Source organism: Plastoroseomonas hellenica (assembly GCF_018129085.1).
GTDB lineage: Bacteria > Pseudomonadota > Alphaproteobacteria > Acetobacterales > Acetobacteraceae > Plastoroseomonas > Plastoroseomonas hellenica.
The window spans coordinates 20086-28078 of the sequence record NZ_JAAGBB010000069.1 but is presented as its reverse complement, the minus strand read 5'-3'; the positions used below and the strand labels follow the sequence as shown (position 1 = coordinate 28078).

The 7993-nt window shown below is 69.3% G+C and carries 6 protein-coding genes; 4 read left to right on the top strand and 2 right to left on the bottom strand.

The window, feature by feature from the left end; all coding sequences use genetic code 11:
- The 4 genes from GXW71_RS30970 to GXW71_RS30955 form a co-directional block, all read left to right on the top strand.
- On the top strand, positions 1-988 hold a 988-nt coding region (locus GXW71_RS30970; RefSeq protein WP_211856915.1), incomplete at its 5' end, for a glycosyltransferase family 4 protein.
- 639 nt (positions 989-1627) lie between these two features.
- Positions 1628-3307, top strand: coding sequence for a glycosyltransferase family 2 protein (locus tag GXW71_RS30965; protein WP_211856913.1), 1680 nt, complete (start codon positions 1628-1630; stop codon positions 3305-3307).
- A 221-nt stretch (positions 3308-3528) separates the two neighbouring features.
- On the top strand, positions 3529-4509 hold the full coding sequence (gmd, locus tag GXW71_RS30960; protein ID WP_211856911.1) for a GDP-mannose 4,6-dehydratase: 981 nt from the start codon (positions 3529-3531) through the stop codon (positions 4507-4509).
- Positions 4506-5474, top strand: coding sequence for a GDP-mannose 4,6-dehydratase (locus tag GXW71_RS30955; RefSeq protein ID WP_211856909.1), 969 nt, complete (start codon positions 4506-4508; stop codon positions 5472-5474). Before gmd ends, GXW71_RS30955 begins: the two co-directional genes overlap by 4 nt.
- A 38-nt stretch (positions 5475-5512) precedes the next feature.
- Here the strand turns inward: GXW71_RS30955 and GXW71_RS30950 are convergent, their stop codons facing one another.
- Positions 5513-6730: a glycosyltransferase family 4 protein gene (locus tag GXW71_RS30950; protein ID WP_211856907.1), complete on the bottom strand. Its 1218-nt coding sequence runs from the start codon at positions 6728-6730 to the stop codon at positions 5513-5515.
- A gap of 61 nt (positions 6731-6791) precedes the next feature.
- Positions 6792-7910 (bottom strand): glycosyltransferase family 4 protein, encoded by a 1119-nt coding sequence (locus tag GXW71_RS30945; protein ID WP_211856905.1) that lies wholly within the window; start codon positions 7908-7910, stop codon positions 6792-6794.
- Between the last annotated feature and the right edge of the window lie 83 nt (positions 7911-7993).

Sequence of the window (7993 nt, the reverse complement as noted above, 5' to 3'; positions counted from 1 at the left end):
GGCGGCGCCCGGCCTGCTGCGCCGCGCCGCCCCGGGGCGGGCAGGCGGGCGGTGGTTGCACGGCGAAGCGCAGCCCGGCGACATGCTCTGCATCTTCGGCTCGCTGTGGACCGATGCCGGCGCCGCGATGGTGGAGCGCGCGAAGCGGGAGATGGGCCTGCGCTTCGCGCTTCTCGTGCATGACCTGATTCCGATCCTGAAGCCGGAATACGTGGCGCCCGGCGTGATCGAGCAATACACGCGCTGGCACCGCCGCTGCCTTCCGCTCGCCGACCGCGTGCTGGCCAACTCGCGATCCACGGCGCGCGACCTGGAGGCCTGGGCGGATCACGCCGGCCTGCCGCTGGCGCGCCCGGTCCTGACGATCCCGGTCGGAACCGGCTTTCCGCAGGCGCCCCCCGCCGGCGGGCGGGCGGCGCGCGCCTTGCCGCCGCCCGGCAGCTATGTGTCCCTGGTCTGCACCATCGAGGCACGGAAGAATCACGCCCTGGCCTTCCGGGTCTGGCGCCGCCTGCTGCAGGAGATGCCGGCGGAGCGGGTGCCGACGCTGATCTTCGCCGGCCGCATCGGCTGGATGGTGACCGACCTGATGCGGCAGATCCGCAATTCCGGGGACCTCGACGGCAAGCTGCTCGTCATCGAGGACCCGAGCGACGAGGAATTGGCGGCCCTCTACGCCGGCTGCCGCTTCACGCTCTTCCCGTCCCATTACGAGGGCTGGGGACTGCCGGTCACCGAGAGCCTTGGTTTCGGCAAGGCCTGCCTCGCCTCTTCCAGCGCGTCGCTGCCGGAGGCGGGCGGTCCCTTCTGCCTCTATTTCGACCCCGACAATGCGACCGAGGCGACGGCGCTGATCCGCCGTGCCATCGAGGAGCCCGGGTTGATCGCGGGGCTGGAGGCCCGCATCCGGGCCGAGTTCCGCCCCGTGCCCTGGGCCAGCACCGCCGGCGCGCTGCTGCACCATCTCGCTGCGACAGGGCCAGGCTGAGGCGCTGACCAGCGGGGAGGGCTTGCGAAGAAATGAATTGGCGTCACCGAAAGGCTGCGATAGGCCACGGCCCGGCGAATGGCGCCGCCTCACCGACGAGCACCGCCCCATCACCAATCCGTCACTGCCCAGCCGCGCCCCCCGGGCCGTCACTTCCGTTCGTCGCTTCTCAACCTATGGGGGACATGAGGAGTTGACGTGTCCATGAGGCGCCGTGTCCTATGAGACATCTCCGTCAGAGCGTCTGAAATGGAACCAGACTAAAAAGGAGAGTTTGTGAAGAATCGATCTGTTCTGATCGAGACTATGGCGATCGATGAAGCTTTGCGTGGCAATTGGAGTTTGGTGAGGGCCGACATCTCAGCCTATGGCCAAGGTGCTTTATTTTACATAAATCTTCTTGATAGAAATGGATTTAATTTGAGTGGAAATATATTCCTGAAAGGAGATAGTGAATTTCAGCGCATATTCAAGAATACATTTGATGCGGTTGTTTTCATCCAAAATAATACTGAAACTTTGCGCCTGCTCTCTATAAACACAGGCATTGATGTGTCTGCCAGTTCAGGGGTGCGCGTTCAGGCAATAGGCCGGGTCCGGGCATCTGCCTGCCTTCTTCTTCGTGCGAAACGCCCGGCGATGTCGCAGTTCCTGCAGTCGGCCTTCACCGGGCCAGCTTCCCTGCCGCGTCACCTCCGGCAATTGCTGGCAACCACCGCCCGCGATGTTCAGCCTGCGCGGTGGGATTACGGCACCTGGCTCAAATTCTTCGATACATGGCCCGAAGGCGGCAACAGCCCGGACATTGCCCGGGCGTCGATCGCCTATCTGGTGTTCGCGCGGGATGCGTCCTCCGCAGCGCTCGCGGCGACGCTTCGCAGCCTCGCGGTGCAGCCGGAAAATCCGGCATATGCGGTCCTGGATCCGGCCACGGGCATGGCGCCGCACGATGCCATCGACAAGCTGCGGGCCGACTATATCGGCATCCTGCAAGCGGGCGAGGTGCTGCCGCATCACGCCACGCGCACGGCCGCCTGCCAGCTCGAGCAATTGGGGCGTCCCGAGATCGCCATCACGGACGATGATCACATCGCCCTGGATGGCGCTCGGGAAAACCCGCAACTGAAGCCGACGCCCAATCACGCCCTCATGCTGTCGGGCACGCTCTCGCGCGGCCTCTGGCTGGTGAAGCGCTCGACGCTCCTGGACCACGGCTCGGCCGCCGATTGGGCGGAGGAGCTGCGGCTGAGCGTCTGGCTGGCGCGGCGGCGCGCCGGGGACAGCCATTTTTCGGGCCGCATCCCCTATATCCTGTCGCACCGGCGACCGGATGCCGAAGTGGCTCCGCCCGACGTGCTCGCCGCCATCGTCGAGCGGCATCTGGACGGCCATGGACCGGCCATCCTGCCGATCGCGACATCGCCGCTCACCTTCCGCATCGAGGATGGCGGTGGCGGCGAGAGCGTGACGGCGATCATCCCATCCACGCTTCGCAAGCCGGAGTCCCTACGCTGCATCCAGGAGATCCTCACCGGCACGGATCATCCGAATTTCGATGTCCGGGTGGTTGTCATGCAGCCCGACCCCCTGGATGAGGTCCAGGCGGCGGCGACCGAGCTCCTGCAGCGCTTTCCCAATGTGACGGTTCGTTGGTTGAAGGCGCGGGCGTTCAACTTCTCGAAGGCGAACAACGACACCGCTTCCGGCCTCACAAGCGAGCACATCCTGCTGCTGAACGACGACGTCGCGCCCATTCGGCGGGATTGGCTGCGCTGGATGGCCGCGTTTCTCCACGACCCTCGCGTCGGCATCGTCGGCGCCCGTCTCCTGTACCCTGACGACACGATCCAGCACGGCGGCGTGATCATGGGTCTCTCCGGCCTTTGCGATCACGCCCATCGCCACTTGCCGGCCAGGAAGGCCGGCTACATGGGCCGGGCTGTGCTCGCGCAGGAATTGTCGGCGGTGACGGCGGCCTGCATGCTGGTGCGCCGGTCGCTCTATGAGCGCCTCGGCGGCCTCGACGAGAATTACCCGAGCGCTTTCAACGATGTGGATTTCGCGCTGCGGGCCGGGGAGGCCGGCCACGAGATCCTCTATGTCCCGCAGGCGGAACTCCACCACTACGAGTCCCAGACCTACGGATCGCATTACGCCGGCGAGCGCGAAGCATTCTTTGAGGAGGAAGTGCTGCGCATGCGCACGCGATGGGCGGATGTCTGCGCCGCCGATCCGTTCCATAATCCCAATCTTGCCCTGGTCAGCGGCTCTGAATGGCAGTTGGCGTTTCCGCCGCGAACGGAGATCCTCGGTCGCTAAGCCGACGATCGATTGTCTACAATCGTCTGTAGCTCGCCATCACATCTCATTGACCGGATCTCCTGTGCCACGGGGTTGCCGTGCTGCCGCAGGCATGTTCCGGGGGCTACGAGGCGGCGATTTGCGGTCGCGCGGCATTGCGGGCATGGAAACCGCAGAGGGCGCGCGCGCAGCGCGTCTGGTATAGACCGTTCTTTCACCCTCCAGGATATGGACCACACATGCCACGTGCGTTGATCACCGGTGTCACAGGCCAGGACGGCGCCTACCTGTCCCAACTCCTGCTCGAGAAGGGCTATGAGGTCTTCGGCCTGCTGCGGCGATCGGCCTCTGCGGACGTAGTGGGGGAGCGGCTGCGCTGGCTCGGCATCGCCGATCAGGTGCGGATGGTCGATGGCAACCTGACCGACCTTTCGGTGCTCATCCGCGCCCTCCAGGACATCCAGCCGGACGAGGTCTACAACCTCGCCGCCCAGTCCTTCGTGAAGACCTCCTGGAACCAGCCGCTGCTCACGGGCCAGGTGACGGCGATGGGCGCACATAACCTTCTGGAGGCGATCCGGATCGCCTCCCCCAAGGCGCGCTTCTATCAGGCCTCCTCGTCCGAGATGTACGGCCTGATCCAGGAGCCGGTGCAGAGCGAGAGGACGCCCTTCTACCCGCGCAGCCCCTACGGGGTCGCGAAGCTCTATGCGCATTGGATGACCGTGAACTACCGCGAGAGCTTCGGGCTGCACGCCTCGAGCGGCATTCTCTTCAACCACGAGAGCCCGCTGCGCGGCATCGAGTTCGTGACGCGCAAGGTCACCGACGGCGTGGCGCGCATCAAGCTCGGCCTCGCCCAGGACCTGCCGATGGGCAACCTCGAGGCGACGCGGGACTGGGGGCATGCGCGCGACTACGTCCGCGCCATGTGGCTGATGCTGCAGCAGGAGACGCCGGATGACTACGTGGTCGCGACCGGCCGCACCGTCAGCGTGCGCGAGTTCTGCCGCATCGCCTTCGACTGCGTCGGCCTCGACTACAATGAATTCGTGACGGTGGATGAGCGCTTCATGCGGCCGGCCGAGGTCGATGTGCTGCTGGGGGATTCCACCAAGGCGCGGCAGAAGCTAGGCTGGGCCCCAGCCACGAGCCTCGAGACGATGATCGCAGAAATGGTGGAAGCCGACCTGGCCCGGCATCGCCGGCGCATGATGTGACCGAGCCGAGCCGCCTCCTGGTCACGGGGGCGTCGGGCTTCGTCGGCACGCATCTGCGGGCCGCGTTGCGCGACGCTTTCCCGCGGGCCCGGCTGATCGCGGCCACCCATGGCGACGCCGCACCGGGCTGGGACGAGACCGTACCGCTCGACCTCGCCGATCCCGCGTCCTGCCGCGCCTCCGTGGCGGCGGCGCGGCCGGATGCGGTGGTGCACCTCGCGGCGATCGCGGCGGTCGGTGACAGCTTCCGCGCGCCGCTGCCGGTCTGGCAGGTCAACCTGATGGGCACCCTGGCGCTCGCCGAGGCGGTGCTCGCGACGGCACCGGAGGCGGTCTTCCTCCATGCCTCCTCGGCCGAGATTTATGGCCTTTCCTTCCAGGACGGCGTGGCGCTGGCGGAGGATGCGGCGCTGCGGCCGGCCAATCCCTATGCCGCATCCAAAGCCGCGGCGGATCTCGCCCTCGGCGAGATGGCGCTGCGCGGGTTGCGCACCATCCGGCTCCGTCCCTTCACCCATACCGGCCCCGGCCAGACCGATGCCTTCGTCGTCCCGGCCTTCGCCCGCCAAGCGGCGCGCATCGCGGCCGGGCAGCAGGCGCCGGTGCTGCGGGTCGGCGCGCTGGACCGCTGGCGGGATTTCCTCGACGTGCGGGACGTCTGCGCCGGCTATGTCGCCGCCTTGCGCCGCGCCGATGCCTGCCCTCCGGGGGCGGCATTCAACCTCGCCTCCGGCAATCCGCGCCGGGTCGGCGACGTGCTGGACGACCTGCTGCGGCTCGCTGGCATCGCGCCACGGATCGAGACCGAGGCGGCGCGGCTCCGCCCGACCGACGTGGAGCGGACGGTGGGCGATGCCTCCGCGGCGCGTGCCGTGCTGGGGTGGGTGCCGGTGGTGCCCTGGGAGGACACGCTGGCTTCGGTCCTGGCCTATTGGCAGGCGCGATGCGCGGAGGCAGGCGGTTAGGACAGGGATCACGGCGAGCTGGTAACCCGCCGCGACGTTCAGCCCGGACGCGACCCGCCGCCCGCCAGCCCCAGCGCCTCCAGCGCATGCCGGCCGCAGAGCGGCGCGGTGAGATGCGCGACCCGCCGGCGCCCGGCCTCCGCGAGCGCCAGGCGCCGCACCGGATCTTCCGCCAGGGTGGTCAGGCAGGCGGCCGCCTCAGCGACGTCGGGCTCCGCCCAGACCGCGCCCGGCACGCTGTAAGTGCCGCGCAGATCCTGCGCTGGGATCAGCCGGTAGCCGACCAGCATCGCGGAGGCCGCGTCCATGAAATCCATGTTGCCGGACCAGCCGGTCGCGATCACCGGCCGCCCGAGGCGCATCGATTCCGCCGGCGACAGCCCGATCCCTTCCGAGCGGTGCAGGGAGACGAAGACGTCGGAGAGGCGGATCAGCCCCCAGACCTCCTGCCGGCTCATCTCCCGGTCCAGGATCCGGATATTGGGCGCGCCGGCCGCCTCGGCCAGCACCTCCGCCCAGGCCGCTCCGCCCATCCCGGTCTTGTAGGTTTTCAGCACCAGCACCCGGTCGGCGCGATCGCCGAAGGCCTGCCGGTGCGCGCGAATCGCCGCGACCGGGTTCTTGCGCTCGACCGAGGAGCTGGCGTCGAAGATCGAGAGCGCCAGGAAGGCGTGTTCCGGCAGACCGAGATCGGCGCGGGTGATCGATGCCGGCTCCGGATCCGGGATGTAATAGGGCACCGTCGCGACCGGCGGGCCGCCCGGCCGACGCACGGCATCGGCGACGAAGTCGGAAGATGCGAGGATGCCGTGCACGAAGCGGTAGCCGCGGTCCCAGTCGGCGGCGAGCTTCGGCAATTCCCAGTTCCAGAAGGCGAAGACCCGCTTGCCCGCGACGGCGCGGCGGCCGAGCGCCCGCATGCTCCAGGGCACCATCGGGCCGTTCACATGCAGGATCAGCGTCCCGGGCCCATCCGCCGGCAGCTCGGGCGGCGGTCCCGGCGGCCCCTGCCGCATCACCGCCGTCAGGTCGGCGCGATGCACCGGCACCCCCGCCGCCTCAAGCATGTCGGCCAGCCGGCGCGTGCCCTCGCCGAGGCCGCTCGGGGCCCGGAAATAGCCGGCGACGGTGATCGGCAGGCTGGCCTCCGGCACGGCGGCGGCGGGCCGCGGCGCGATCGCCGCCATCAGGCTGAACAGCGCCTCACGCCGCAGATGCGGCGGCAGCAGCCGCCACAGGCGATGCAGGGCACTCACGGCGTCGTCCTGGACAGGCGGCAGCCCGGCGGCGGCGAAAGGGGCAAGGAGAAGCTCCTGTTCATGGGACGGAGGCTCGCAGCGCCGCCGCGATCCCCTTCCGCAGCGCGGCCGCCTGCCGGTCCCAGTCGGTCAGCGCGGCACCGGCCGCCTTGGCGCCGGCGGCAAGGCGCGCCCGCCGTTCCGGATCCAGCATGCGCAGCATCGCACCGGCGAAGGCGCGCGGCTCCGGCGCCACCTGCAGGCCCGTGACCTCGTCGCGGAGTTGCTCGCCGAGCCCGCCGACTATGGTCGCGACCGCGGGCACGCCGAGCGCGAGCGCGATCGGCAGCACGCCGGACTGGCTGGCTTCCCGATAGGGCAGCACCAGCGCACCCGCCGCGCCAATGACGGCCGCCATCTCCTCGTCCGGCACCCAGCGCTGCTCGATGGTGACGCCCGGCAGGGCCGCGAGGCCGGGGGCCACCGCATCGAGGTTCCCGTCCCCCACCACGCGGAGCGTCGCTTCCGGCCGCGCCGCGGCGACGATCACCCAGGCGTCGCGCAGCAGGTCGAGCCCCTTGTAGGCGCGGATGCGGCCGAAGAAGAGGAAGTCGAAGCGCGTCTCCGCCGCCGCAGCGTCGAGATCAGAGCGCCGCTCGGCCGCGGCGACGCCGAAGGGCAGATGCGCGCCGAGCGGCAGATGGATCAACGGCAGGCGTGGGAAGCGAGTGGCGATGGCCGTCGCGACCGTCTCGCTCAGCGCCACCGCGGCGCTGGCGCAAGCGAGCTCCCGGTCGAGCCGCCAGCGCATCAGCGGCGCGGGATCGCCCGGATGCGGCAAGGCATCGTGCACGACCGGCACGTAGCGCAGGCCGGCACGGGCGAGAGCCGGCGCGATCAGCGGCGTCCAGGGATGCGCCATGGCGGAGATCACGACATCGGCGCCTTCCGCCTGCGCGAAGCGGCGGAGCTGCCGCGTCAGGCTCGGCACCCGGGCGAGGCCACGCAGGAAGCCGCCAAGGCTCGCATAGGTATCGACCTCCTGCCGCGGCGCCGCGACCGCACGGAAGGCCTCGATCAGGCTGCCCTGGCGGGAGACGGAGAGCGCCAGCCCGGCGGGCGCCATCGCCTGGGCGAGGCAGAGCGCGAATTGCGCGCCGCCGCCGCGCCGACCCCAGTACCACAGCAGTGGCCGCATCCAGGCTCCTGTGCCTCGGGCCGCCGCATCGGACGCGGGCGCCTGTTCCGCAAGATGCCGGTTTCGTGCGTGGCCGGCCATCG

Coding starts and splice junctions, on each gene's coding strand:
- GXW71_RS30965 (WP_211856913.1), top strand. CDS start 1,628: ATGTCGCAGTTCCTGCAGTCGGCCTTCACCGGGCCAGCTTCCCTGCCG.
- gmd (WP_211856911.1), top strand. CDS start 3,529: ATGCCACGTGCGTTGATCACCGGTGTCACAGGCCAGGACGGCGCCTAC.
- GXW71_RS30945 (WP_211856905.1), bottom strand. CDS start 7,910: ATGCGGCCACTGCTGTGGTACTGGGGTCGGCGCGGCGGCGGCGCGCAA.